The 23,849-nt window shown below is 27.4% G+C and carries 24 protein-coding genes; 19 read left to right on the top strand and 5 right to left on the bottom strand.

Annotated elements, in window-relative coordinates; all coding sequences use genetic code 11:
• Positions 1 to 160 precede the first annotated feature (160 nt).
• Genes AVBRAN12637_RS05640 through AVBRAN12637_RS05625 form a run of 4 tightly spaced genes read left to right on the top strand, consistent with a single transcriptional unit; the run spans position 161 to position 4,731 of the window.
• A complete protein-coding gene (locus tag AVBRAN12637_RS05640) occupies positions 161 to 2,914 on the top strand; it encodes a cytochrome c biogenesis protein (RefSeq protein WP_336615478.1) in 2,754 nt (917 codons plus the stop codon).
• The gene (locus AVBRAN12637_RS05635; RefSeq protein WP_214117462.1) at positions 2,911 to 3,327 is read left to right on the top strand and encodes a hypothetical protein; all 417 of its coding nucleotides are present in this window, start codon (positions 2,911 to 2,913) and stop codon (positions 3,325 to 3,327) included. The genes AVBRAN12637_RS05640 and AVBRAN12637_RS05635 overlap by 4 nt, the downstream gene beginning before the upstream one ends.
• A gap of 2 nt (positions 3,328 to 3,329) precedes the next feature.
• Positions 3,330 to 4,091 carry a 5'/3'-nucleotidase SurE gene (surE, locus tag AVBRAN12637_RS05630; RefSeq protein ID WP_214117461.1) on the top strand — a complete coding sequence of 254 codons (762 nt, stop codon included), beginning with the start codon at positions 3,330 to 3,332 and terminating at the stop codon, positions 4,089 to 4,091.
• On the top strand, positions 4,084 to 4,731 hold the full coding sequence (locus AVBRAN12637_RS05625) for a tRNA threonylcarbamoyladenosine dehydratase (RefSeq protein WP_214117460.1): 648 nt from the start codon (positions 4,084 to 4,086) through the stop codon (positions 4,729 to 4,731). Before surE ends, AVBRAN12637_RS05625 begins: the two co-directional genes overlap by 8 nt.
• Positions 4,732 to 4,754: 23 nt before the next feature.
• On the opposite strand, the gene AVBRAN12637_RS05620 is transcribed toward AVBRAN12637_RS05625, so the two are convergent.
• Together AVBRAN12637_RS05620 and AVBRAN12637_RS05615 are read right to left on the bottom strand one after the other, a co-directional pair.
• The gene (locus AVBRAN12637_RS05620) at positions 4,755 to 5,177 is read right to left on the bottom strand and encodes a DUF1090 family protein (RefSeq protein ID WP_214117459.1); all 423 of its coding nucleotides are present in this window, start codon (positions 5,175 to 5,177) and stop codon (positions 4,755 to 4,757) included.
• A 9-nt stretch (positions 5,178 to 5,186) separates the two neighbouring features.
• Positions 5,187 to 6,167 carry a PLP-dependent cysteine synthase family protein gene (locus tag AVBRAN12637_RS05615; protein WP_214119760.1) on the bottom strand — a complete coding sequence of 327 codons (981 nt, stop codon included), beginning with the start codon at positions 6,165 to 6,167 and terminating at the stop codon, positions 5,187 to 5,189.
• A 153-nt stretch (positions 6,168 to 6,320) separates the two neighbouring features.
• Here AVBRAN12637_RS05615 and AVBRAN12637_RS05610 point away from each other — a divergent pair, with 153 nt between their 5' ends.
• Genes AVBRAN12637_RS05610 through AVBRAN12637_RS05595 form a run of 4 tightly spaced genes read left to right on the top strand, consistent with a single transcriptional unit; the run spans position 6,321 to position 10,180 of the window.
• The gene (locus AVBRAN12637_RS05610; protein WP_214117457.1) at positions 6,321 to 6,572 is read left to right on the top strand and encodes a hypothetical protein; all 252 of its coding nucleotides are present in this window, start codon (positions 6,321 to 6,323) and stop codon (positions 6,570 to 6,572) included.
• Positions 6,573 to 6,600: 28 nt separating this feature from the next.
• A complete protein-coding gene (locus AVBRAN12637_RS05605; RefSeq protein ID WP_336615477.1) occupies positions 6,601 to 7,707 on the top strand; it encodes an AAA family ATPase in 1,107 nt (368 codons plus the stop codon).
• Complete coding sequence (gene selB, locus AVBRAN12637_RS05600; protein WP_336608069.1) at positions 7,701 to 9,422, top strand: selenocysteine-specific translation elongation factor; 1,722 nt, start codon at positions 7,701 to 7,703, stop codon at positions 9,420 to 9,422. Before AVBRAN12637_RS05605 ends, selB begins: the two co-directional genes overlap by 7 nt.
• Positions 9,423 to 9,448: 26 nt before the next feature.
• Positions 9,449 to 10,180 (top strand): thioredoxin fold domain-containing protein, encoded by a 732-nt coding sequence (locus AVBRAN12637_RS05595; RefSeq protein WP_214117454.1) that lies wholly within the window; start codon positions 9,449 to 9,451, stop codon positions 10,178 to 10,180.
• 37 nt (positions 10,181 to 10,217) lie between these two features.
• Here AVBRAN12637_RS05595 and AVBRAN12637_RS05590 read toward each other — a convergent pair whose 3' ends face one another.
• The 3 genes from AVBRAN12637_RS05590 to moaC are packed head-to-tail and all read right to left on the bottom strand — an operon-like array spanning position 10,218 to position 11,925.
• Entirely contained in the window at positions 10,218 to 11,210 is a 993-nt protein-coding gene (locus tag AVBRAN12637_RS05590) for a hypothetical protein (RefSeq protein ID WP_336608070.1), read from the bottom strand.
• Positions 11,211 to 11,219: 9 nt separating this feature from the next.
• Positions 11,220 to 11,474 (bottom strand): HP0495 family protein, encoded by a 255-nt coding sequence (locus AVBRAN12637_RS05585; RefSeq protein WP_214117452.1) that lies wholly within the window; start codon positions 11,472 to 11,474, stop codon positions 11,220 to 11,222.
• Positions 11,452 to 11,925, bottom strand: a complete 474-nt coding sequence (gene moaC, locus AVBRAN12637_RS05580; RefSeq protein WP_214117451.1) for a cyclic pyranopterin monophosphate synthase MoaC — start codon at positions 11,923 to 11,925, stop codon at positions 11,452 to 11,454. Before moaC ends, AVBRAN12637_RS05585 begins: the two co-directional genes overlap by 23 nt.
• 87 nt (positions 11,926 to 12,012) lie before the next feature.
• Here moaC and AVBRAN12637_RS05575 point away from each other — a divergent pair, with 87 nt between their 5' ends.
• From AVBRAN12637_RS05575 to AVBRAN12637_RS05525, 11 genes are read left to right on the top strand one after another with little or no spacing between them, the layout of a single operon-like run.
• Entirely contained in the window at positions 12,013 to 12,240 is a 228-nt protein-coding gene (locus AVBRAN12637_RS05575) for a hypothetical protein (RefSeq protein WP_214117450.1), read from the top strand.
• Positions 12,240 to 13,406: a hypothetical protein gene (locus AVBRAN12637_RS05570; RefSeq protein ID WP_336615476.1), complete on the top strand. Its 1,167-nt coding sequence runs from the start codon at positions 12,240 to 12,242 to the stop codon at positions 13,404 to 13,406. The genes AVBRAN12637_RS05575 and AVBRAN12637_RS05570 overlap by 1 nt, the downstream gene beginning before the upstream one ends.
• 10 nt (positions 13,407 to 13,416) lie before the next feature.
• Positions 13,417 to 14,565 (top strand): GGDEF domain-containing protein, encoded by a 1,149-nt coding sequence (locus AVBRAN12637_RS05565; RefSeq protein WP_336615475.1) that lies wholly within the window; start codon positions 13,417 to 13,419, stop codon positions 14,563 to 14,565.
• Positions 14,562 to 15,848 (top strand): MFS transporter, encoded by a 1,287-nt coding sequence (locus tag AVBRAN12637_RS05560; RefSeq protein WP_336609441.1) that lies wholly within the window; start codon positions 14,562 to 14,564, stop codon positions 15,846 to 15,848. The genes AVBRAN12637_RS05565 and AVBRAN12637_RS05560 overlap by 4 nt, the downstream gene beginning before the upstream one ends.
• A 21-nt stretch (positions 15,849 to 15,869) precedes the next feature.
• Complete coding sequence (locus AVBRAN12637_RS05555) at positions 15,870 to 17,627, top strand: Na+/H+ antiporter NhaC family protein (RefSeq protein ID WP_214117446.1); 1,758 nt, start codon at positions 15,870 to 15,872, stop codon at positions 17,625 to 17,627.
• Complete coding sequence (locus AVBRAN12637_RS05550; protein ID WP_336615474.1) at positions 17,620 to 18,639, top strand: tRNA (uridine(54)-C5)-methyltransferase TrmA; 1,020 nt, start codon at positions 17,620 to 17,622, stop codon at positions 18,637 to 18,639. The genes AVBRAN12637_RS05555 and AVBRAN12637_RS05550 overlap by 8 nt, the downstream gene beginning before the upstream one ends.
• Complete coding sequence (ilvA, locus tag AVBRAN12637_RS05545; RefSeq protein ID WP_214120479.1) at positions 18,626 to 19,825, top strand: threonine ammonia-lyase; 1,200 nt, start codon at positions 18,626 to 18,628, stop codon at positions 19,823 to 19,825. Before AVBRAN12637_RS05550 ends, ilvA begins: the two co-directional genes overlap by 14 nt.
• A complete protein-coding gene (gene glyS, locus AVBRAN12637_RS05540) occupies positions 19,822 to 21,819 on the top strand; it encodes a glycine--tRNA ligase subunit beta (protein ID WP_336615473.1) in 1,998 nt (665 codons plus the stop codon). The genes ilvA and glyS overlap by 4 nt, the downstream gene beginning before the upstream one ends.
• Positions 21,803 to 22,543: a DUF815 domain-containing protein gene (locus AVBRAN12637_RS05535; protein ID WP_336608504.1), complete on the top strand. Its 741-nt coding sequence runs from the start codon at positions 21,803 to 21,805 to the stop codon at positions 22,541 to 22,543. The genes glyS and AVBRAN12637_RS05535 overlap by 17 nt, the downstream gene beginning before the upstream one ends.
• Positions 22,536 to 23,195 carry a hypothetical protein gene (locus AVBRAN12637_RS05530; protein ID WP_214149658.1) on the top strand — a complete coding sequence of 220 codons (660 nt, stop codon included), beginning with the start codon at positions 22,536 to 22,538 and terminating at the stop codon, positions 23,193 to 23,195. Before AVBRAN12637_RS05535 ends, AVBRAN12637_RS05530 begins: the two co-directional genes overlap by 8 nt.
• Positions 23,192 to 23,767: an NUDIX hydrolase gene (locus tag AVBRAN12637_RS05525; protein ID WP_442862432.1), complete on the top strand. Its 576-nt coding sequence runs from the start codon at positions 23,192 to 23,194 to the stop codon at positions 23,765 to 23,767. The genes AVBRAN12637_RS05530 and AVBRAN12637_RS05525 overlap by 4 nt, the downstream gene beginning before the upstream one ends.
• Positions 23,768 to 23,849: the final 82 nt, after the last annotated feature.

The raw sequence follows: 23,849 nt of genomic DNA, 5'->3' as shown, positions 1-23,849 counted from the left end.
AAATATAATTTAAATAATTCAAAAAGGAGAAAAAATGTATTAAATAATTTTAATTAATTTTCTTATTTTTTAAGGCTTTTATTATAAAATATAGCTTTAAGTTTAGATAATAAATTTTATCAATTAAGAATGATTTTAAAAGAAAGTAGTTTTAATAATAATGTTTTTAAATAAATTTTTAAATTTAAAGATTTCTTTAGTTTATATGCTAATTTTTGCTATTTTTTGTGGGGTTGCTACATTTATTGAGAGTGCAAAAGGCACAAGTTATGCTATGAGTTTAGTTTATAATGCTTGGTATTTTCACTTGATTATGGTTTTATTGTTTTTAAGTGTGATTTATGCGATTTTTAAATACAAACTTTATAAAAATATTTCATTATTTTTAATTCATATTTCTTTTATTTTTATATTTATTGGTGCTGTTTTAACTCATTTTTTTGGTTTTGAAGGCATTATTCATTTAAGGGTTGATAATAAAGCAAATGAGATAAAAAGCACAAAAACTGAATTAGTCTTAAAACACAATGATAAAATCAGTAAAACTAGTAATTTAAATGAGATTATAAAACTTGATAATGCAAGTTTAAGGTTTGTTGATTTTAGCAATGAAGCAGGGATTACTAAGGTAAAAAGTGATGATTTAAACGACCCTAGTTATTTAAAATTAAGATTTAATTTTGATAATGGATATAGTGATGTTGAGATTAATTATAATGAATGCGTTAGTGTTGCTAATATTGATTTTTGCTTTAACAAAACAAGCACTAATTATGTTAATTTTTATATAAAAGATAATGAGTTTTATATAAATACTAATCAAGAAATGAAATTTTTAAATCAAATTCTAAGCAGTGATTTTAAATTAAAAGATGGTATATATTTGCTAGATGAGTTTTCTTTTTCGGCTTTAAATTATTTAGTTCATTCAAAAGACGCACTTAGTATGAGCGGGGGTAATTTACAAGCGATTAGAGTGGAATTTGAATCAGGAATTTCAAAAGAAAAACTAATCCTTGCATTAAACGATAATATTAAGATAAATGATTATGATATTTCTTGGAAGCAAGAGAGCTTAAAGCTTGATTTTGATATTTATCTAAAACGATTTAATTTAATAACCCACGCAGGTAGCAAGAGTGCAAAAGATTATGAAAGTGAGTTATTAATCTTAGATAATAATCAAAAAATAGATGTAAAAATAGCTATGAATAAAGTGCTTGATTATAAAGGTATTAGGTATTTTCAGCATTCTTATGATGAAGATTTAAAAGGCACGATTTTAAGTGCTAATAAAGATTTAGGCAAAACTCCTACTTATATTGGCTATGCTTTATTATTTATTGGGTGTTTTTTAAATTTATTTAGTCTAAAAACTAGAAAATATTTTAAGGCTTTAAGTGTTGTTTTTATAGTAATTCTTAGTCCAAATTTAAAAGCAAATGATTTTAACTCTCATATAAATGAATTAAATTCTTTAATTATTCAAGATTTAAATGATAGATTTTTGCCATTTTATACTTTTTCACTAGAGTTATGCAATAAAATTGGTTGTCCTAATAAAAACGCTGCAAGTGAAGAGATATTTAGATTAATTACCGATGTTACTTATGTAAATGAAGCTAGATTAATTAGGGTCAAAAATCCTAAATTAAGAGAATTTTTAAATTGTGAAAAACAAGCAAAATTTAGTGATTTTTACGATGGTTCAAGCTATAAATTAAAAGATGAAATTAAAAAAATATATGCTAAAGGAGAAGCGAATTTTAATGATTATGATAAGGATTTGATTAGAGTTGATGAGAGTGTGAATATTTTATATTTAATTTTTACAGCAGAATTATTTAAGATAATTCCTAATGAAAACCACTTGCAAAGCCCATTTGCAAATAATATAAGCTTGGATAATCAAAAGCTAATTAATGAATATTTAAGCTCTTTAGTAATTGCTAAAAAAACTAATGATTATAGCAAGGCTAATGAGATTTTATCTAAGATTAAAAACTTGCAAAATCAGTTTGATTTTTTACCTAGCCAAGCACAGATTAAAACTCAAATATTTTTAAGCAAATATGATGCTTTTTATAGTTTGTGTTTTGCTTATTTAGTGCTTTTTATACTTTCTTTATTTGTGATAAATAAAAATACTAAAATTATTTTTTATCTTACTTTAATACTATTTTTAATCCATTTAATTCTCATTGGATTAAGGGGTTTTGTAGCAGGATTTACTCCGCTTACTAATACTTATGAGAGTTTAATTTATATTGCTTTAAGCTCTGTTTTTGCTGGACTTGTTTTTAGAAAAAATCTATTACTTAGCTTGTGTTTATTGTTTAGCGTTGCTACATTATTTACAGCACATCTTAATGATATTAATCCACAAATTACAAATCTAATGCCTGTTTTAAATTCTCCTTATCTTAGTATTCATGTAAGCTTAATTGCTGCTTCTTATGGATTTTTTGGTTTAAGTGCTTTAATTAGCTTTTCTTATTTATCGTGCGTAATATTTAAAAAACCTTACGATAAGGCAAATATTCAAATATATTTAGCAAATCATTTAGGCTTATTATTATTAATTTGTGGGAATTTTTTGGGCGGAATTTGGGCTAATGAGTCTTGGGGAAGATACTGGGGCTGGGATAGCAAAGAGACTTGGTCTTTAATAAGTATATTAATATATGCAATTTTGGTACATTTAAAATTAAAATCAAAACTATTATACGCACTGCTTAGTATGTGGGGATTTGGCGTTATTTTAATGACTTATTTTGGAGTGAATTATTATTTAGTAGGTAAGCATTCTTACGCAGGAGAAAAGAGCAATTTTGAAAGCCCATTATGGCTAATAATTAGCGTAATTATCCTAACAATCTTTAGTTTAGTTGCTATTAGAAGGAATTTAAAATGAGAGTTGTGTTAATATTTTTAGCTTTATTTTTCATAGCTTGTGATGATGAAAAAATTGATGAAAATTATTTAAACACTCCACTTAAATGCTCTATTAATAAAGATATATGCGAAAAAGATTTCAAAGGTAGAAAAATTAGTTTTGAAATTATTAATCGTCCGATAAGATTTATGGAAGAAACTAAATTAATAATTAAAGGCTTACCTAAATACGATAATCTAAATCTTAAATTATATGGGCTTAATATGGATATGGGTGTTATAAATGCCGAGCTTATTAGACTTGATAACGGAGATTATGAAAGTGAGTTTGTGGTAAGCACTTGTTTATTAAGCACTATGAGATATAGATTAGAATTATTTAATAATGATAAAAAAATAAAATTATTTATAGATTTTGATATGAAAAGGTAAAAATGAGAATATTATTAACCAATGATGATGGATATGATGCACCAGGTCTTCTAGCACTTAGAAAAAGACTTAAAAAGATTAAAGATTTAGAGGTTTTTGTAGTTGCTCCTTGGAGCAATAAGAGTGCTTGTGCGCATTCGCTTACACTAAATCATCCACTAAGTTTTGTAAAAATTAAGAAAAATTATTATGCCTTAAAAGACGGCACTCCAAGTGATTGCGTAAATCTTGCATTTTGCACTATTTTTAAGGATAAATTACCTGATTTAGTAGTAAGTGGGATTAATAATGGAGCAAACTTAGCTGAAGATATAACCTATTCAGGCACGGCGGCTGCTTGTATGGAGAGTGTGCTTTGTGGAGTGAATGCGATTGCTTTTTCTCAACTTTATGAAAAAGATATAGATTTTAAGCGTTCAAGTAAACTTGCTGTTAAATTAATCTTAAAATTACTTAAGCTTAATCCACTTAAAAAAAGAAGATTTTTAAATGTAAATTATCCAAGTTGTGAGAGTGATTATAAAGGTTATAAAGTTTGTAAAATGGGTAAAATGAGATATGAATTCTCAAGTAAAATATGTAAAAACCCTAGAGGATTAGAGTATTATTGGCTAGATAGCTTGTATGATTTAAGCAAGGTAAAAGCAAAAGATGATGATATTGATTATGTAAGACAAGGTTATGCAAGTATTACTCCAATTAAGCTAAATCTAACGGCTAAAAAAGAATTAAAAAAAGTAAAGAAATGGTTAGAAAATGAGTGAGAGATTTGCAAGAGCTAGATTATTATTTCAAGATAATTATGATAAATTGAGTTCAAAAAAAGTGCTAATTTGTGGGCTTGGCGGAGTTGGTGGTATGTGCTTTAGCTCACTTGCTAGAGTTGGTATTAATGTAAGTGGAATTGATAAGGATTATTTTGAAGCTAGTAATCAAAATAGACAATTACATTCTGAAAATATTGGACTTAGTAAGGCTAGTGTTTTTGCTGAATTTTATAAGGCAAATTGCTATGAGTTATTAATTACTAAAGAAAGTTTTTTAGAGTTTTTAAAAGATAAAGAATTTGATTTAATAATTGATTGTATTGATGATGTTAAAGCTAAATGCGATATAGCTGAAATTGCTTATGAAAAAGGCATTAGTTTTATTAGCAGTGGTGGAGCTGCAAAAAGAATTGACCCTTTAAAATTAAAGGTTGCAAATTGGGATAAGACCAAAATGTGTGCTTTAGCAAAAGCCGTTAGACTTGAACTTAAAAAACGCAGATTTAAAGGTAAATTTAAAATGGCTTATAGCGAAGAAGAGCCAATGTGTGTTGGGCTAGGGTCTTTTATGGGAATGACTGCTTCTATGGGGCTTTTATTATCATCTTTAGCGATTAAGCAATTATTAAAGAATTAAAGCCTAAAAAAATTAGGCTTTTTTTAATATTTATAAGAGTTTTTTAAAGCTTGTTTTTGTCTTTTATATTCGTCTTTTATACGATTTTTTTCAGCTTTTAATTCTGCTTTTCTTCTTTTGTATTCGTCTTTACTCATACTATTTTTCATATCATTTAATTCATCAAGCTTGTCTTCAATCCTATCAATCTTACGCTCAGCTTCATCTTCTAATCTTTCAATAGTGTCTTTAATCTCATTTTTTCTAGTGTAATAATCATTATTATAAACACTACCGCCACCACAATGTGCTCTTACATTTGCTAAAGCGTTTTCTAAACCTCTAACTCTATTAAAATTGCCATATTGTTTTGCATAGCTTAATTCACGCTCTAATTTGTTGATTTTATAAGAGCAATCTGCCATTGCAATACTTGAAATTATGCTTAGTAAAATTAATTTTTTCATATCTTCTCCTTATAATACTTTAAATCCGATTAATTCAATTTTATTACTTAAAAATCTTTCTTCATCTTGCATATTTAGCATTAAATCAGTGCTTAGATATTTTTTATTATCATCAGCAAACACGCTAACGCTTACGCAATCTCCAAAAAGCTCCTTAGCCTTAATACAACCTAAGAAATTAGCCCCACTAGAAATTCCAACTCCAAGTCCGATTTTAGCTAGTTTTTGTGCCATTATAACGCTATCTATATCATTTACTATGATGATATCATCTAATTCATTTAGCTTTACAATATCAGGCACAAAACCATCTCCTATGCCTTGAATTCTATGCTCTGAATTTTCTCCAGGATTACTCATACTAGCGCAACCTTCAGGCTCTAATGGGCATATTTTTACTCCAAGTGGTCTTAATACCTTGCCAATTCCCATTATAGTCCCACCTGTTCCAACTCCTGCTACAAAGCAATCTGGCTTTAGGTTGTGTTTTTTTAGAGTGTTTAGAATTTCATTTGCAGTTTTTTCATGGGCTTTTACATTGCTTTCGTTTTCAAATTGATGAGGTAAAAATACATTGCCATTTTTTGCACTCTCATCAGCAAGTCTTACACTACCACTAAATCCACCTTCGCAAGCACTAACTTCTCTTAATTTTGCTCCGTAACTTCTAATTATTTTCTTACGCTCTTCACTCATCCAGCAAGGCATAAAAATCTCAACACTAGCACCTATAAAAGCACCTAAAGCAGAAAAAGCTATACCTGTATTTCCACTAGTTGCTTCGGCTATACTCATACCAGCTTTAAATTCATTATTTTTAACAGCATTTTGCATAATTTCTAATGCCATTCTATCTTTAATAGAGCCACTTGGATTAAAATATTCTAGTTTAAAATAGCTTTTTGATTTTTTATTTTTATATAAATATTCAACTTCAACTAAAGGCGTGTTACCAACTAATTTTGCATATTCTTTTAGTTTATTTTGCATATACTTTCCTTAATTAAAAAAACGCTTATTTTAGTAAATTAAAGTTAAAAATGAATTTAAAAATAATTTCAATAAAGATTATGAAAAATAATATCACTTTATTAATCAAAAATAATTATAATTTGTAAAATTATTATCAATAAAGGTTGGAAAATGTTTTCGTTTATTAAAAAACTTGCAAAATCAATTTTTGCACTTTTTAAAAAACCTAGAAAAGCTACAAAAACTCAAGTAATTGTAAGCAAGGCAAGTGAATTAGTGAATAAATTTATGCCTAAAAAAGAAGTAGAAGTTAAAGAAGTAAAACCTGATATTTTAAAAGAAATATCATTGTTTATTTTAAAAGAATTTGGATTTGGAAAATATATTAATTTTGCTTTAAGCTTTGCTAAGTTTTTAAAATAAATCATTACAATGCCCTTAAAGGATAGTAATGGTAGGGCAGGATAAAGTAAGAGAAATTTTTGATGAGTTTATAAAAGCAAAAGAAATTCCGCATAGTGTTTTTTATGGTCCAAGCGGGGTAGGTAAGACCACTTTTGCAAGATTTATAGCAAAAGAATTAAAAACTAATTTTTATGAGTTTGATGGTGCTAGCTTTAGCGTTGAAGAACTTAGAAAAGTTATTAAAAAAGATAGCCTTTTTAAGCCTGTTGTATTTATTGATGAAATTCATCGTTTAAATAAAGGCGTTCAAGATGTATTATTAAAACCTTTAGAAGAAAATAATTTTTATTTTTTAGCTGCAAGCACTCATAATCCTTTGTATTCACTAAATAAGGCTTTATGCTCTAGGTTATTGTTTTTTGAGTTTATGCCATTAAGTTATGATGAATTAAAAGAGATTTTAGAAAAAGCTCAACCTAATTTAAGCACAGAAATAAAAGATTATTTAATCAAATCAAGCTCAAACGATGCAAGAGCGATGCTAAATCTTTTAAGATACGCAAATGTTTTTAAAAATATCAGCCTAGAAAAGCTAAAAGCACTAAGACCAAATTATATTAGCAATAAAGAAGATGAGTTTTTACTAACTTCAGCCCTTATTAAAAGCTTAAGAGCAAGTGAAGTAAATGCAGCAATCTTATACCTTGCTAGAATGATAAATGCAGGTATTGATATTTTATACATTGCTAGAAGGCTTTGTATATTTGCTAGTGAAGATGTAGGCAATGCAAATCCAAATGCTTTAGTAATAGCTAATTCGTGTTTGCAAATATGTAAAGACATTGGCTTACCTGAAGCAAGGATTACACTTTCTCAATGTGTAGTTTTTCTAGCTAATTCTAAAAAATCAAATTCATCTTATAAAGCAATCAATAAAGCCTTAGAATTTGTAAATAACAATGAAGCCTTGCAAATACCAACATATTTAGATAATAATCATCCTGATAAAGAAAAATACTATATTTATCCACACGATGAGCCAAACAAAACTCAAGAAATGGCTATTAATTGCCCTAAATTTTACGAAGATTACGGCATAGGATATGAAAAAAATTTCGCACTATGGAGAAAGGAAGGACTTTATAAATGTTAATAATTTCAACCGCAGGTCATATTGACCACGGCAAAACTTCATTAATTAAAGCTTTAAATGATTTTGATGGAGATAATACACCTGAAGAGCAAAAGCGTGGGATTACTATTGATTTGAGTTTTTCACACTTAGAGCATATCTCATTTGTTGATGTGCCAGGTCATGAAAGCTTGGTTAAGACAATGATAGGTGGTATTCAAAGTGAATACGCAATGCTTGTTGTAGATATTAACGAAGGGCTAAAAGCACAGACTTTAGAGCATATTTTTATCTTAAAAATTATGGGTGTAAAGAATATAATTTTAGTTTTAAATAAAATTGATTTATGCCAAGATATTGATGCTAAAAAGCAAGAGATTTTAAAGCAACTTGATTTTACGCCTATTAGAGTATTTTTAGTAAGTGCTAAAAACAAATTAGGCATAGATGAGCTTAAAAAATATTTATTGAGTTTAAAAGTTCCAAATTATGAAGATTTTGCTTTAAAAATCAATGTTGATAGAGTATTTAATGTAAAAGGCATTGGTCTTGTAGCAACGGGTATTTTAAAAAGTGGCAAATTAGAATGCAAAACTTATTTAAGCGATGAATTAGAAAATATTCAAATAAAATCAATTGAAGTTCAGCATAAAAATGTAGAAAGCGTAGTAGCACCTGCTAGGGTTGCTTTTGTCTTTAAAGGGAATTTAAAAGTAGGAAATATCATTTATTCTAAGGGTTATTTAAGAAGTGCAAATGAGATTTATACTACTTTAGAAGGTGAATTAAAGCACGATGAAAATGTATTGTTTTGTGCTGCTAATAAGCAAATTGAAGCGAAATTTTTACAATACGATAGATTTGCAAAATTTGTATTAAAAAAACCAATTGCTCTAAGTTTTAATGAGCCTTTTATAATCTTAAAAAATGCTCGTGCTGTTGCTGGTGGAGTGGTGTTAAATCCACTTACAGAGCCACTTAAAAAATCAAAAATGATTGAATTATTAAATGCTTTAGAGCAAAAAGATTTTAAAAGTGCTTTTGCTTTATTAAATCAAAATCATAGTTCAGGTTTTGGGCTTTTTTGTGCGCCGCAAAGATTTAATCTAAGCACGCAAAAAGCCTTAGAATATGCTCAAGAAGTAGGCGAGATAGTAGATTTAAATGGTGCTTGTGTATATTCAAAAAAAGCCCTAGAAGATACAAAAAATAATATAAAAGAGCTTTTTACTAAAAACCCTTATTCATTACAAAGTGCAAAAAGCTTAGAAAAATCATTAGGAATTGATGAATTTTTGTGTGATTTGGCTTTAAAAGATTTAGATTTTTTAGAATTTAATAATGGTCTTTTTTATAAAAAAGGCGAAAAATTAGAAAAATTATTAGAAAATAATGAAGAAAAAATATATGATGAATTAAATTGCCTAACCCCAAAAGCTCCTTATAATATCTATGATGAGCTTAATTTAGATAGAAAAAGTGGCGATGATATTATGAAGAAATTATGTTCTCAAAATAAGGTAAAAAGACTAGCACATAATTATTTTATTAGCACACAAGCACTTGAAGAATTTGTAAAAAACATAAGCCCTATTTTAAAAATAGGTGTAGGAGTGCAAGAACTTAAAAATGAATATGACTTAAGTAGAAAATATGCCATTGCTTTACTTGAGTATTTAGACACTTTAAAGGGTGTAAAAAATATTGACAATAAACGCTATTTAATGCAAAATTAAACTTTTATTTTTTTAAGGAGATTAGTATGAAAAAAATAATATTAGCAATGTCGGTTGTAAGCGCTTTAAGTGCTAGCAAAATTAGTGATAAAGTTATAGAATTTGTAAAAACAATTACACCAGAAAATATTCAAGTAGAATTAGTAAAAGTTGATAAAGTTCCTGATTCAAAATTTGAAATGGTAGAGTTTAATTTATTAAAAGATGGAGTTGTAGTTGGCTCTGATGTTTTCTTTAGTGATGGAGTTTATGGAACACCAACTATGCTTAATATGAAAGAAAGTATAGATTTAAAAGCTAGTTTTATGGCTAAAAAAGAAAAAGAAAAACAAGAGAAATTAAGCTTATTATTAACAGATTTTGTTAAAGAAAATCCTGATATGATTATTAATCTAGGAAAGCAAAATAGCAATACTGCAATGGTAGTATTTAGTGACCCTGATTGTCCTTATTGTAGAGAACATTTAAAAAATATAGAAGAAGATTTGAAAAAAACTAATATTAAATTTGTTTTAACTCCACTTCCAATGCACGAGAATGCTTTAGATAAATCGCTTAATATTTTTGATGAAATCAAAACAGCTAAAACTGATGAAGAAAAAATCGCAATATTAAGAAAATATTATCAAGATGGTGTTGAATACAAAAAAATTGACCAAGATAGAAAAAATGAATATGCTAAAAAGGTTGATGAAAAAGTATTTAATATGGGTGTAAATTATACTCCAGCAATTTTTAGTAATATAAAAGTTAAATAATTTTTAGAATTTGAAACGAGAGTTTCAAATTCTTTTTTTAGTTCTTCTTAAACTTTGTGAAAATATTTGAAGCTAATTTTTTTACATCAAATTCATTATAAGCTTTTTCTAAAGTATTTAATTCTTTTTTGATTTTTTCGTTTAGTTCGCTATTTTGAAATTTAATTAATTTTATATTTAGTAGTTGCTTGTTTTCTCTTACTAATCTTGCAAATTTAGCAAAATTATTATCAAGTTTATTGTTTAAAATATTTTCAAGAGCCTTACCTGAAGCATCGTTATTTAGATTTGTCTTAATCATAGCTATAAAATCACTCTCAAGGCTTAGAAGAGATAATTTCATATTATCAAGTTCATTATCACTTAAGCTAACTTCTAAATCCTTTTTAAGCCTTTCTAAGATAGCAAATATACCTTCTAAAAGTCCATTTAAAACCCCAGTTAAAAGCTCTTCAGCATAGCTTTGCCATTCATTTGCTAGTTCAAGTGCTGCTTTTAAGATAAGTTCAGCTGCATTAATTATTTTATCCTTATTAAACTTAGCATATTCAAGTGCATTAATTAACATAAAATTACTTATTAAAAAGCATCTTTCTTCTATCATTATATTTGTTTCAAGAACATTTATAAAAGCATTTTGAGAAGTTTCGTAAAGAATTTGCAATGAGTTTGCTTCATTTAACATAAGTTCTTCAAGGTATTCTTTTTGAATATCATTTTGAACTACCTTACTTAGCTCATTAAAACTTGATTTTGTAATATTATAAAGCTCTAATTCTTTTGATTTTATCTCTTTTCTAATCATCTCAAGCTCATTTGTAAGAGTATAAATCTCTTGCTCTTTTATAGACATTTTTGCTCTTAAAAGGGCTTTTAAAACTATATTTTTATTCTCATTTGTAAGTGCTTCTAAATTCTCTAGCTCTTCACAATACTTGGTATATAATCTAGCGATTAATCCATCATCGTTTGAATTAATAAATTCTTTTTTTGCTTTTTCTTGTATTTCATTAAATAATATATTTTTCATAGTTTTTCCTTATAAAACAAATTTAGAATGTTTTTTAAGAGTAGAAAATAATTCTAATCTATAAGCTTCATTTGGCACTTCTAGGCTTAGGTTATAGCTTTTGTAATTACTTGTAGATTTTGAACTTTCAATTTTTGCATTTTTAATATCTAGTTTTTTTACTAATTCATTTATATCATCATCTTTATCAAGTATTACTTTATAGCTCCAGTTGCAAGGATATTCTATCTTTAAATCAGCTTTAATTTCTTCTAAATTGACCACTTTTGCCTCCGTCTTTTTCTAATAATTTTATATCATCAATAACCATTGTTTTATCAATTGCTTTAACCATATCATAAATCGTTAATAAGCCTACACTAACAGCATTTAAAGCTTCCATTTCTACACCTGTTTTTCCTTCGGTGATTACCACTGCATTTAGTCTAAAAGCAAATTCATTCTCAATTGGCTCAATATCTACTTCAACTTTACTAATTGGTAGTGGATGGCACATTGGAATTAAATTTGATGTTTGCTTAGCTCCCATAACAGCTGCAACAATAGCTGTATTTATTACCGCTCCTTTTTTAGCATTTCCGTTTAAAACTGCTTTAAAAGCCTCTTCGTTCATTGTGATTTTGCCACTTGCTAAAGCTCTTCTTTTAGTAATTTGTTTATCACTAACATCAACCATAGTAGGATTATTTTGCTCGTTTATGTGTGTAAGTTGCATTTTTTTCCTTTATTTTTGCTTAGATTTTAACAAATAATATAAATAAAATGGTATATTAGCGTTTTTAATTTTATTAAGGAAAATTATATGGCTTACGATGATGATGAGTTTTTAGATTACGAAGACGATGAGTTAGATGGCTTTAGTGAATATGATGACTTTGATGATGAATTAGACGAATTTGATGATGAGTTAGATGAGTTTGATGACGAATTTGAGCAAGATTTTGATGATGAATTAAGCAGTCTTGATGAATATAATATATATGATGAAGATATGTATGATGACGATGATTATAGTTATGACGAGGCATAATGCGAGAATACGATAGTCAAAAAGTAGAATTTATACAAGAACTTTATGATACTTATGAAGATATAAAAAACCATAATATTACCCTAAAAAGAATTTATGTAATTTTAATACTAACTATTATTGTTACATTTGGCTTTTTAGGTATTACTATGCTTTTTGCCAAAGAATTTTTTATATCAAGTCTATATATTATTTGTGCTTGTTTGTTTTATGCTTTACTTTTAAATAGAAAGAAAAAATCAGTAGCAAGGTATCTTGACTGGTTTAGCTTTATGGGTGGTGGAGTATGTATAATCATTGCTATTTGTTGTAATATATATTTATATTCTATGGCAGGCGGGGCTCATTTATACATTATTTTATTAGCTACCTTAATTTATATAATGTTTATTAATGATTCTAAAAAGAGATTATTAATAGCAAATATAACCTATGTTGCTTTAATTTTGACATTTGTAATTGTATTTTTAATTGATTATTATTTTTGGCATTCTTATCATAAAGAAAGTTTTTTTTCTAATTTATTATTTGTAATTTCTGTTGTTGTTGTGTTTTCTAGTATTGTATTTAGCAATTATGTAGTAGGTCTAAAATCAATTGAAGATATAGAAAAATTATCAGCTAATAAAAATAATGCCAAAATCACAAAACAAGTTCATACTAAATTTAATTTAATTGATAAAAAAGATTTTACTCAATTGCTTTTACAAAGACAACAAAATTATTATAATAATCTTAATGTGTGTATTTTTGAAATAACTTTTTTTCAAAAAGACCAAGATTCTTTTTTTAGAACGGATTATTACTATCAAAACAAAGTAATGAAAGAGTTTTTAAGTCTTTTAAGAGCTTATTATCCTAATGATGAAATTATAATTAAATGGGATTTAAATACTTTTGTATTAATTTTAGAAGAAGAAAGTTCTAAGTTTTATTTTTTACTTGAATCAATAAGCAAAGATTTTGATAAAATGATTAGAAAGAAAAAGGATAATTTTGACATTTATTTAAAAATTGTTGCAAAATATCATAAGTTTATTGATACTCAAAAACGACCTAAAGTTTTATTAGAAAAAATAAACGAAACTATTAAATTAAAGTATGAAACAAAAACAATGGGTCGTGAATATATTTTATACAAAAGTGGATATGACGATATAATTTAAAAGGTTTAAAGTGGTTAAATATGAGGTTTTAATATTAGTAAATAGTCTTTTTTTATTTTTCGCTAGATTTTTTACTGGATTAGTTTTTTATTATAATAATTTTACAAGCACTGCTTATGAATTTTTCCTTTTAGCTATATTTTATTTAGCTTTTTTAATTTTATTATACATAGGTAGGAAACTTTATAGAAGTTTTGGAGAGAAAAATTATTTTTATAATAAATATAGAAAAATTTTAAATGGTAAAAAATCTTTTAAATCATCATTATTTAAAAAAATTATTAGAGTTAATTTTATTAGTGTAAGGCATTATGTTTGGTATTTATTTCAATTAGAATCAATTTTTACAGCTACTTATTTTTCTTTAAGTATAGGTTGGGGCTATGGATTTGATTTATATTTAATAATGCTTACATCGTATTATTATCTTAATTTAAGAAAATATTCCCCTTTAATTTTTCTTTTCCCTTTTGTTTATTTTGTAATATATTTATTTATATTCTTTTATAGCAGTAAGGCTTATCAAGAGCCAGGTCAAGTAATTATTTATGTTATTAATATTATTTTTGTAATTAGTGCTATATTTTTTACTCAAATTATTATGGAATTAGGTCAGGTTATTAGGTTTGTAAACGATGAAAACAGAAAAAATCATTTAAAAAGACTTACTAGTTTTGATACCTTAACTGAAACTTATCATAAATATTCTTTCTTAGAAATTATGAATGCAAAACTTGAGCATAATGCTGATGAAGATGTAATTACTCAAGCTAGTGTAATAGTAATAGAGATTAATAACTTAAGAAAAATTAACGAAGAATATACAACAGAATTAGGTAACGAAGTTTTAAAAGAATTTGCATACATTCTTAGAAAGCATAGCGAAAACTACGAAAAATACATATCTCGCTGGAGTGGTAATGAGTTTTTGGTTTTTATTATTAATGAAGATGAGGTTGTTGTTAAAAGTTATATAGATGAAGTTAAGCAAGAAGCTATGAAAAATCGTTTTGGAGTAAAAGGTGCTAAAGTTCAAGTAATTGTAGGTTTATCTCATACTTCATCATTTGATTATCAAATAAATAAATTTATTAGCGAAGCTTATGAAGAATTGGCTATTAATAGAGATAAATTAAATTACGAAAAAGGAGATATATGACAAAAAAATTAAACAAAGAAGAAGTAAAAACTCTAGCCTTAAGCTCACTTGGTGGCACTCTTGAGTTTTATGACTTTATTATATTTGTATTTTTTTCATCTTATTTTGCACATCATTTTTTCCCAAATACGCTTAGCCCGTTTTGGCAAGAGCTAAATACTTATGGAGCATTTGCAGCAGCTTATCTAGCTCGTCCTTTAGGCGGTGTTGTGATGGCACATTTTGGAGATAAATTTGGTAGAAAAAATATGTTTATGCTAAGTATTTTGCTTATGGTAATTCCTACTTTTGCACTTGCTATTATTCCGACCTATGAGACAATTGGATATGCAGCCCCTATTGCACTTTTATTTGTTCGTATTTTTCAAGGTATGGCAATAGGTGGAGAGCTACCTGGTGCTTGGGTATTCGTAAGAGAACATAGTGAAGATAACAAAAAAGGTCTATTTATAGGCTTATTAACTTCAAGCGTTGTTGGTGGAATTTTACTTGGTTGTTTGGTTGCACTTATTATGCAGCTTAATTTTACGACTGAAGAGCTAAAGGATTGGGGTTGGAGAATTCCATTTGCTTTAGGTGGTGTTTTTGGAATAATCTCTTTATATCTTAGACGCTATTTAAATGAAACTCCTGTATTTAAAAAGATGAAAGAAAGCGATTCTTTAGTAAAACTTCCTATAAAAGATGTTATAGAAAATCATAGATTTGGGATATTTATTTCTATTTTAGTTACTTGGGTTTTAACTGCTTGTGTGGTTGTATTTTTATTAATTGCTCCAAATTTCGTAAAAGCTGTTATGAAATTAGACCCTGTTGATAATACCCTTTTTCAAATGTATGGAATACTTGCTATGATGATTGGTTGTGTTTTAACAGGATTTTTAAGTGATAAATTTGGAATTAGTAGGATTTATAAGATTTTTGCCATTCTCTGGGGTGTTTTTGGTGCGTTGTATTTTTATGAGTTGTATATAGGCAAGGATATTAATTTACTTGTGAGTTTTTATTTATTAGCAACTCTTAGTGCAGGACTTATGAACTTTACGCCTTTAATTATGGTTGAGATTTTCCCTGCAAAAATTCGTTATAGTGGAATTAGCTTTAGCTACAACCTAGCTTACGCAATAGCAGGATTTATAACTCCTATATTATTGCCGTTTTTAAACAAAGTTGCAATTGGTGAAAATCCACCATTTTTATATCAAATCGGTGGTGGAGCTTATATAGTTTTAGTAGCATTTGTTGCCTTTATTACGGCTTGTTTAGTATCAAAAAGAATGTAGAATTTAAAATAGGAATTTAAAATGAGATTTTTGTTTTTAATGTTTTTTAGTATATTTGCAAACGCAGCTGATACAAGCGTTAGCAATATGCAATTATATGGCGTTTTAACACTTTTACCGCCTTTAATGGCTATTATTTTAGCTTTTATTACTCGTGAAGTAATTTTATCTTTATTTATAGGTGTTTTTACGGGGACTTTTCTTCTAGCTTTTGCTAATTTTTACACAGCAAATATTGTAAATGATACTTATACATTTACTTATAATAATCCATCTTTTATGGATTGGGTAAATTTATTTTTAGCGTCATTTTCAAATATAGTAAAACATTTGCTAGATGCTATGATAGATAGCGATGATGCAGGAGTAATCTTACAAGTATTTTGTATAGGTGGTGTGGTTGCATTAATTACTAAAATGGGTGGAATAAACGCAGTTGCACTTGCGCTTACTCGTTTTGTAAAAGGTCCTGTTTCAGCTCAAGTTAGCACTTGGCTTATAGGGCTTTGTATTTTCTTTGATGATTATGCAAATAGTTTAACCGTTGGTCCTATTATGAGACCAATTGCTGATAAGTTTAAAATCTCTCGTGAGAAATTAAGCTTCATACTTGATAGCACCGCTGCACCTGTTGCAGGAATTGCGATAATTTCTACTTGGATAGGTATTGAAGTTGGACTTATTAAAACTGCTTATTCTTTAGTAGGAATTAGCGATGTAAATGCTTTTGGAGTATTTATGCAAACAATTCCTTATAGATTTTATAATATCTTTATGCTAATTTTCGTTGTTTTAACAGCTATTCAGCAAAGAGAATTTGGCTCAATGTATATAGCTGAAAAAAATGCTCGTGCAGGAATAGTAAGTGAAGCTGCACTTGATGTTGGAGCTGAACTTGAGCGTGAATTAAAACCAAATGATGGAGTAGAGCATAAAATTAGTGATGCTTTAATTCCTATTTTAACTCTTATTATTACAGCTTTAGCAAGTTTTTATTTTAGTGGTTTAAATGCAATTATAGATGACCCTGATAAAGCAGACATTTTAAGTAAGATTGAAGAAAATTATTTAAGTTTTTATGCGATAAGAACTACTTTAGGTGAAGCAAACTCAAGCTTGGCATTATTTCAAGCTGCATTATTTGCTAGTGTTGTAGCAGTTATTTTAGGTCTAGTTCGCAAAAAAATTAATCACAAAGAAGCAGTAGAGACTTGGCTACATGGCTGGAAGAGTATGATATTTACAATTGCAATGCTACTTTTTGCTTGGAGCTTAGCTGCAATTGTAAAAGAATTAGGCACTCATAAATACATAGTTCAATTACTATCAGGCTCAACTCCGCATGTATTACTTCCTAGTTTAATTTTCTTAATTGGCTCGGCTATGAGTTTTGCAATAGGCACAAGTTATGGAACTATGGGTATTTTAATGCCTTTAGCAATCCCACTCGCACACGCAGTTGGTCTTGAAGCTGGTATGAGTGGAAATGAGCTTCATGAATATATGGTTATAAATATTTCTTGTGTTTTAACAGGTGCTATTTTTGGAAACCATTGTTCTCCGATAGCTGATACCGTAATTTTAAGTGCAATGAGTGCAAAATGTGAATTAAGTGCGCATGTTAAAACTCAAATGCCTTATGCTCTTTTAGTATGTGCTATTAGCGTAATTTTTGGATATATTCCTGTAAGTCTTGGCTTAAATGTGTATTTAACAATTATTTTAGGTGTTGTTATGATGAGCTTAGCACTTCGCTTAATAGGAAAAAAAGTTGAATAAATTTGACTTAGTTTGCAAGGAATTTCAAATTCCTTGCGAGAAGATTTATAAAGATGGCTTAAGAACTAGGGTTAATTTTGCTTTATATAAAAATAACGGCGAAATATCTTATGCTATGTTTAAAGATAAGGTAAAAATAACTGATTTTGATACTTCTTTTATATGTGATGAGATAAGAGAATTTATGCCTAAATTGCTTAAGGCTTTAGATGAAGTTTTAAAAGATAAATTATTTGAGATTAGATTTTTTAAGAGCTTTTATACTTTAAATGTTTTGCTTTTATATCATAAAGACATAAAAGAATTTAAAATAGAAAATTATTACGAAAAATTAAGCAAATTAACTAATTTAAAGCTTAATTTAATAATGCAATCAAGAAAACAAAGAATATCATATCCAAGCGATATTTTAGAGCATTTTAGCAATGGTATTAAGTATGAGTTTAATGATGAGTGTTTTATCCAACCTAGCTTAAGTATGAATGAAAATATGCTTGAGTTTGCAAAATCTTGTCTTAAAGATAAAAAATGCGATGATTTATTAGAGCTTTATTGTGGATATGGTAATTTTACCTTAGCACTTGCACCATTTTTTAAAAAAGTTTTTGCAACAGAACTTAGTAAAAAAAATGTGGCATTTTTAAATAAAAATTGCAAATTAAATAATGTAAATAATATTTTTACAGCAAGGCTAAAAGATAGTGAAGTAAAAGACGCTTTTAATAAGGTAAGAGCTTTTAATAGGCTAAAAGATTTAAATTTAGATGATTTTTGTTTTTCACATATTTTAATAGACCCGCCAAGATGTGGCTTAGGCGAATGTGTTAATTTAGTAAAAAACTATGATAATATAATTTATATTTCGTGCAATCCATTAACGGCTAAAATAGATTTAGAAAAATTATACAAAACTCACGAGTTAAAAAGATTTGTTTTGTTTGACCAATTTATAAATTCAGAGCATTTAGAGTGTGGATTTTACCTAGAAAGGAAGAAAGATGATAGAGCTTAGCAAAATATATGCGGCTAAAGAAAAAGTATATGATGTGGCAATTAAAACGCCTTTTAATTATTCAAGATTTTTATCAAATGATAAATATAATATATATTTAAAATGTGAAAATCTTCAAACAATTGGAGCTTATAAAATAAGGGGCGCTTATAATAAGATTGCAAGTTTAAATGAAGAGCAAAAAAAACTAGGAGTAGTTGCAGCAAGTGCAGGAAATCACGCTCAAGGGGTAGCATTTTCTGCTTCAAAGTTTGGTATAACAGCTCATATCGTAATGCCAGAATCAACACCAGTAAATAAAGTAAGCAGCACAGCTAATTTAGGTGCTAATGTAATACTTAAAGGCGATAATTTTGATGAAGCTTACGCTTACGCAAAAGAGTTAGAAAAGACTAAAAATCTAACCTTTATTCACCCATTTGCTGACCCGTTTGTAATGGCAGGACAAGGGACTATATTTTTAGAACTAATTGAAGAATTAAACAATATTTCTTATATCATCGTTCCAGTAGGCGGTGGCGGTTTAATTAGCGGTATTGTTAGTGCAGCAAAACAAATTAATCCAAATATTAAAGTAATAGGAGTGCAAAGCAAGGGTGCTAGTGCTATGCTAAATAGCTTTAATGAAGGTAAAATCATAAACTCAAACAAGGTAAAAACAATAGCTGATGGTATAGCTGTAAGAGATGTTAATGAAGATAGCTTTAATATAATTAAAAATAATGTAGATGATATGGTTATGGTTAGCGATGAAGAAATAGCTAATGCGGTTTTATTTTTATTAGAGCAACATAAACAAGTAGTTGAAGGTGCAGGAGCAGCAAGTGTAGCTGCTGTAATGCACGGCAAAATTCCTAATCTAAGTGGCAATGTAGTTTGTATTTTAAGTGGTGGGAATATAGATATTACAATGCTAAATAATATTATTGAAAAAGGTCTTATTAAAAGTTATAGAAAAATGCAAATATGCGTAACTTTAATTGATAAAGCAGGGGCATTACTTGATTTAACTAAGGCTTTAAAAGACGCACAAGCAAACATAATAAAAGTTGATTATGATAGATTAGGCACTGATTTTGGTGATGCAAATATTACAATCACACTTGAGACTAAAGGCAAAGCTCATCAAGAAGAAGTTGGAAAAATTCTTAAAGAGCAAGGTTTTACATTTAAGGAGATAAAATGAGAAAGTTTTTAATAGAAATAACTACAGAAGAATTACCTGCAATTCCTTTTTTAAAAGAAGAACCAAATATAAAAGATAAATTAGAAGTGGTTTTAAAAGCAAATAATATTGAATTTAGTAATTTAGAGTTTTTATACACTCCTAGAAGATTTGTTTTTACATTTAAAGCAAACGAAAGAGCAAACGATAGCGTTATAGAATTAATCGGAGCTCCTAAAGAAGTAGCCTATAAAGATGGGAAATTAAGTAAAGCTGGTGAGAGCTTTTTAGCAAAAGCAGATATTAGTGAAAACGAACTTAACTTTAAAGAAATTAAAGGAAAAGTTTGTTTATATGTAGAAAAAATAGAAAAAGGTAAATTATTTAGCGAATTAATAAATGATATTTTAGAAAGCTTTATTACAAGTCTTAATTTTGGTAAAAGTATGCGTTGGGGTGCAAATACTTTTAGTTTTATTCGCCCAATTACTGGACTATGCGTTATGATGGATGATGAATTAATTAATGCAAGTTTGTTTAACTTAAAATCAAGTAAAAGCACTTTCGTTCATAGAAATATTAGTATGGATAAAATCTCTTTTAATACCCAAGATGAGTATTTTAAGACTTTAAAAGAAGGCAGAGTTATCTTAAATCCTAAAGATAGATTAGAAATCATTTTAAGTGAGATAAGAAATATTGAAAAATTATGGAATTTAAAAGCTGAAATTGATGAAGAATTATTATCAGAAGTTGTAGCAATTACTGAATATCCATCAGCGCTTTTAGGTAGTTTTGATAAAGAATTTTTACAAGTTGCACCTGAAGTAATAATTACTTCAATGAAAGAAAATCAACGCTATTTTGCAGTATATAAGGATAATTCTTTAAGTAATAATTTTATAACAATTACAAATTCATTCAATCCTGATTTAGAAACTATAAAAAAAGGTAATGAAAAGGTGTTAAGAGCAAGGCTTAGCGATGCATTGTTTTTCTGGGAAAATGACTTAAAACTTGGCTTACAACCTGAATTATTAAACAATACAATTTATATGCAAGAATTAGGCACAATAGCACAAAAAGAACAAAGAGAAGAAGAAATTGCTTTAAGATTAGCAAAATTATTTGCTTATGACAATACAAAAAATATAAAAGATGCAATCACGCTTAGCAAGGCTGATTTAAGGACACAAATGGTAGGCGAATTCCCTGAATTACAAGGAATTGTAGGCTCATATTATGCTGCTAATATGGGGTATTCTAGTGAAGTTTGCACTGCTATTAAAGAGCAATATTTATATGATGTTATCCCAAGCACAAAATTAAGTAAAATTGTAATCTTAGCAACTAGACTTGATACTTTAATGGCTTTATTTAGTATAAACAAGCTTCCAAGTGGTAATAAAGACCCTTACGCATTAAGAAGAGCAGCTTTAAGTATTATTAAAATTCTAATTGATTTAGGCGTTAAATTTAATTTATTAGATTTATTAAACGAGTTTAAAGGTCTTTATAAAGATTATGATAAAGTTAAATTGCTTAATTTTATTACAGATAGATTTAATGCTTTATATAGCGTAAATTCATCTTTTATAAAAGCAGTTTTAAATGTGAATAATAATGATTTAGTAGTAATTGATGAGAATATAAAAGCACTTATAAATCTAGCAAAAGATAAAGATTATGAGAGCAAAATCTCAACATTTAAAAGACTTGCAAATATCATAAAAGATAGTAAAGATTTATATTGTGATGAAAGCAAATTAAGTAATGAATATGAGATTAAATTATATAAAGCTTATAAAGATATTAGTTTTAGTGATGATGTGAGTGATAATTTAGGTAAGATTTTTGCACTTAAACCTATCATTGATGAGTTTTTTGATAATGTTATGATAAATGTTGATGATTTAGAGATTAAAAATAATCGCTTAGCATTAGTTTATAGCATTTATAAGCACATTGCTTGTGTGGCTGATTTAAAAGAAGTTAGTTTTGATAGCATTGTTTAAAGAATTTAAAGCTGCTAGTTATAGAGCAAGAACTAGTAGCTTTAAGCCTATTAAAAACCTTGATTTGGTTGATTTTAAAGACCTTTTGTTTTTGGATAAAGAATTTAATATCTTAAAAAATAATATGAATAATTTTTTACAAAACAAAGCCTATCAGCATTGTTTATTAGCCGGTGCAAAAGGTTGTGGCAAATCTAGTTTAATCAAGGCTATTTTTAATGAATTTATTAAAAGTGATTTAAGAATAGTTGAGGTTTTTAAAGAAGATTTATCGCATTTAAGATATATTATTGATGATTTAAGCGAATTAGAATACAAATTCGTAATATTTTTAGATGATATAAGCTTTAGTATAAATGATGATAGTTTTAAGGCATTAAAGCCGATTTTAGATGGTGGATGCGAGAAATTAAGTGATAATATAATGTTTATTTTAAGTTCAAATTATAAAAATCTTTTAAAATCAAGTAATATAAATTATCAAGACGCTGATTTTAAAGATGAAAGCGATGATAGATTTGCTTTAAAAGAAAGATTTGGAATATGGCTTAATTTTTATTCAATGAGCCAAGAGCAGTATTTAAGCATTGTAAAATCATTATTTAAAGATGAATTTAGTGATGAGATAAAGGCTAAGGCTTTAGAATTTGCAAATTTAAAAGGCACAAAAAATGGTCGTATCGCTAAACAATTTTATGAACTAAAAAAGGATTTGAATGATTAATGGAGCTAGTATTTTTAAAGCGTTATTAAAACATAATTTACAAGGTTCTTATGAATGGCAAAATTATGATGATTTTTCAAAATTTTTAGCTCTTTTAATAGGTCAAAATACCAAGTGGCAAAACACTCAAAAAGCATTAAAAAATGTTGAAATTCCTATTTCAAATTCTATAAACAAACTTGCTTTAATTGATGTAAAAGAACTAGCCGAGTTAATAAAAGCAAGTGGATTTTATAATACAAAAGCAAAAAAAATTAGCGATTTAGCAAAGGCAATTGTGAATGATTTTAGCAGTTTTGATGATTTTATTAATAATGCTAGTTTTGATTGGATTATGGATATTAAAGGCATTGGTTTTGATACGGCTTTAATGCTTAGTAATTTTCTTTTAAAAAAGCCTATTTTTGTGGTTAATTCAAATGCTAAAAGATTTTTAGAACTATTAGGCTATGAGTTTAATAATTACGAAGAAGCTATAGATATTATAGCTAGTGGGCTTGATGATGAGTATTTTTATAAAGCATTAAATACTCAAGATTTGTCATATATTTATATGATTTTTGCTGCAAGTATTGATAATCTAATGCAAAATCATTATAAAAATAAACAATTTGATGAAATAGGGCTTAAGGTTTTAAAGGAGCTTGAATGAAAATTGATATAAGTGATTTTAAAATAGTTGAGTTTAAAAAATCAGATTTTATAAAACCTTTAAGAGCTAGTTTTGTTATAAACGAGCATAAGGTAGATTGGGATTTTATAAAGTCTTTTGATTCTGTTAGTATTATGTTATATCACGAGAGCAAGGATAGTTTTATATTTGTAAAACAATTTAGAGCACCTTTATATTATTACGAAAATTGTAAAGATTATGAGAGTGGATTTTCGGTTGAATTATGTAGTGGGATAATTGATAAAAACAAAAGCTTAGAAGAAATCGCCTTAGATGAATGTATAGAAGAATTAGGATTTAAGCCTAAAAAATTATTTTATATTAATAAATTTTATACAGGATTTGGTAGTGGGGTAAATACTCAACATTTATTTTTTGCTAGGGTTAGTGATGATGATATTGTAGGAGTTGGTGGCGGCGTTGATAATGGAGAATTCATTAAAAGCGTATATGTAAAAATCAATGAATATGATGAGTTTTTTGCAAAAAATAAAAGAAGTGCTTTGATTGATTATGCTAATTTGTGGTTTAGATATATTTATAAAAAATAAATAGATTTAAATTCTTTTAATTTTTAATAATTTTGTATTTTATAAATGCAGTAAAACTTATATATGAATTACGAATAAATTC

Source organism: Campylobacter sp. RM12637, assembly GCF_020137645.1.
Lineage (GTDB): Bacteria > Campylobacterota > Campylobacteria > Campylobacterales > Campylobacteraceae > Campylobacter_E.
Note: the sequence above shows the minus strand (reverse complement) of the source record. Positions and strands in the feature narration are given on the sequence as shown.